The sequence below is a fragment of the Pseudoxanthobacter sp. genome (assembly GCF_036822375.1).
Classification (GTDB): Bacteria; Pseudomonadota; Alphaproteobacteria; order Rhizobiales; family Segnochrobactraceae; genus Pseudoxanthobacter.
This window is the reverse complement of record NZ_DAISHT010000337.1, coordinates 1-2,538: the sequence shown is the minus strand read 5'-3', so window position 1 is coordinate 2,538 and position 2,538 is coordinate 1. Positions and strand designations below refer to the sequence as shown.

Below are 2,538 nucleotides of genomic sequence, written 5' to 3'. Positions count from 1 at the left end.
CCCGCCTCTACCAGACGTTCGGCGGCGAGGTGGTGCAGGCCGGCAAGCCCTATCCCCCGATCTATGCCGAGGCCCGCCGCCGCATTGCCGCCCTCACGGGCACCGCGCCGGCGAAGGCGGAAACGCTGGCCATCGGCGACGGCCTCATCACCGACGTGCGCGGCGGCTGCAATGAGGGCATCGACGTGCTGTTCGTGACCGGCGGCATCCACGCCCGCGATTTCGGCCCCCCCGATGCGCCCGATCCCGCCCGGGTCAGCGCCCGCCTCACCCGCGACGGCCTTGCCGCCGTCGCCGGCATCACGTCCCTTCGTTGGTAGGAGAAGCGCGGACGGCGTCGCTGCACCCCGCCCCGCTTCATGACCGGATCGGCCCTTCTGTCGTGACGCACCTTGCTCCCGCCCCCGCATTTTCCGTTCCGCTGGAAACCGTGCCCGATGCGCTGCGCGGGGCGGTGGTGGCCATCGGCAATTTCGACGGCGTGCACCGCGGCCATCAGGCGGTGCTGGAGCGGGCCCGGCAGATGGCGGCCGCCGCCGGCGTGCCGGCCGTGGCCCTCACCTTCGAGCCGCATCCGCGCAGCCTGTTCCGCCCCGACCAGCCGATTTTCCGCCTCACCCCGCCGCCGCTGAAAGCCCGCCTGCTGAAGGCGGTGGGGCTCGACGGGCTCATCACCGCCCGCTTCGACCATGCGTTTGCCGGGCTTTCGGCACAGGCTTTCGTCGATACCGTGCTCGGTGACCGGCTGGGCGCCCGCCATGTGCTGATCGGCTGGGATTTCCACTTCGGCAAGGCCCGCGCCGGCACCCCCGCCTTTCTGGCAGAGGCCGGCCCGGCGGCGGGCTTTACGGTGGATATCACCGCCCCGCTGGCCGACGACACCGGCGGCGCCATCTCCTCCTCGCGGGTGCGCGATGCGCTGGCGGCCGGCGACGTGGCCACCGCGAACGCCCTGCTCGGCTGGCGCTGGCGGGTGACGGCCAGCGTGCGCCACGGCGACAAGCGCGGCCGCGAACTGGGCTTCCCCACCGCCAACATGCGCCTGCCCGACGATTGCGCGCTGGCCCACGGCATCTATGCCGTGCGGGTCGAGACGGGCGGCCGGCGGGTGGATGGCGTGGCGAGCTTCGGCCGCCGCCCGACCTTCGACAACGGCGCGCCGCTGCTGGAGGTCTTCCTGTTCGATTTCTCCGGCGATCTCTACGGCCGCGACCTGACCGTGACGCTGGTCGAATATCTGCGGCCGGAATGGCGGTTCGCCTCCATTGACGGGCTCATCGACCAGATCGCCCGCGATTGCGAGAAGGCCCGCCACTGCCTTGCGCAGGCCGCGCCGGTCTCCCCGCTCGATGCCATGCTGGATGCGCCGGCCTGAAGGGCCTGAGCGCCGCCATTGCCGCCGTCATGAAAAAACGGGGCCGGGTCTGCCGAAGACCCGGCCCCGTTCGTTGCAGAGGCCTGCCGGCAGCAGGACGGCCTCAGCCGGCGAAGGCCGCCCGGTTGGCCACGAGGAAGGCGTCGAGGCTCTGCGGCCGGACGCCGGAGAGCTGCTCCACCGCATCGGTCAGCACATCGGCCTTGCCGATGCGGGTGTTGGTGTCGAACGTCGCCAGCACCGCCGGATAGGGATCGGGCAGGCCCGCGGCCTTCAGGCCGGCGGCAATCGCGGCCTCTTCGACCGGCACGACCGCAACCGGCTTGCCGGCCACCGCCGCAACCTTAGCCACGATTTCGGCCGTCGTCAGCGCTTCCGGCCCGGTCACGGTGAGAATGGTGTTGCCGGCCGGCGGGTTCGCCAGCGCGCCGGCCGCCGCAGCCGCGCAGTCGGCGCGCGTGACATAGTTCACCTTGCCGTCGCCGGCGGCGGAATACCACTGGCCGGTCGCGGCGGCGTGCTGCAGCGTGCCGAGCAGCAGGTTTTCCGCGTACCAGCTGTTGCGCAGAACGGTCCAGCCGAGCGGGCTTGCCGCCAGCGCCTGTTCGGTGCCGTAGTGGTCCGGCGCGAACGGAATCGGCGAGCCCGGCTCCGGGTTGGGCATGGAGGTGTAGACGACGTGCTTGACGCCGGCCTCCGCAGCGGCCTTCACCGCGGCAGTGTGCTGGGCCAGACGGCGGCCGGGCCTGGCCAGTTCGTCGGTGGAAACCAGCAGCACGCGGTCCACGCCGGCGAAGGCCGCGGCGAGCGAGGCCGGATCGTCGAAATCGGCGCGGCGCAGTTCGGCACCCCGGGCAGCGAGGTCGGCCAGCCTGGCGGTGTCGCGGCTGGCAGCGATCACCTTGCGGCCCTGCGCCAGCAGGCGTTCCACCACGAGGCGGCCGAGCTTGCCGCCGGCGCCGGTCACGAGAAGGGTAGCGTTGTCGGTCATCGGGGCGACTTTCTCTTTCTGGTTCCGGTTCGCATCATACATTCAAATCGGATGCTGGTCTCAGTTCGAGACTGCGCTTAAAATGGCGATATCGCCGCCGGCGTAAAGAAGGCAGAAGCGCTGCCCATGGTTACCCGGCAGGAACCACCACCCGGGCAAGGGGCAGGGCAAG

At 71.2% G+C, this 2,538-nt stretch carries 3 protein-coding genes; 2 read left to right on the top strand and 1 reads right to left on the bottom strand.

What is annotated here, in order from left to right; translation table 11 throughout:
• Nucleotides 1-320, top strand: a 320-nt coding sequence (locus V7067_RS17340) for an HAD hydrolase-like protein (RefSeq protein ID WP_334177135.1), incomplete at its 5' end; no start/stop codon positions are given.
• A gap of 62 nt (nt 321-382) precedes the next feature.
• The gene (locus V7067_RS17335) at nt 383-1,375 is read left to right on the top strand and encodes a bifunctional riboflavin kinase/FAD synthetase (RefSeq protein WP_334177134.1); all 993 of its coding nucleotides are present in this window, start codon (nt 383-385) and stop codon (nt 1,373-1,375) included.
• Nucleotides 1,376-1,478: 103 nt separating this feature from the next.
• On the opposite strand, the gene V7067_RS17330 is transcribed toward V7067_RS17335, so the two are convergent.
• Nucleotides 1,479-2,366, bottom strand: a complete 888-nt coding sequence (locus tag V7067_RS17330) for an SDR family oxidoreductase (protein WP_334177133.1) — start codon at nt 2,364-2,366, stop codon at nt 1,479-1,481.
• Nucleotides 2,367-2,538 lie beyond the last annotated feature (172 nt).

What these genes read in the sequence shown, in the direction of transcription:
- V7067_RS17330 (WP_334177133.1), bottom strand. Translation starts at nt 2,366, where the DNA reads ATGACCGACAACGCTACCCTTCTCGTGACCGGCGCCGGCGGCAAGCTC.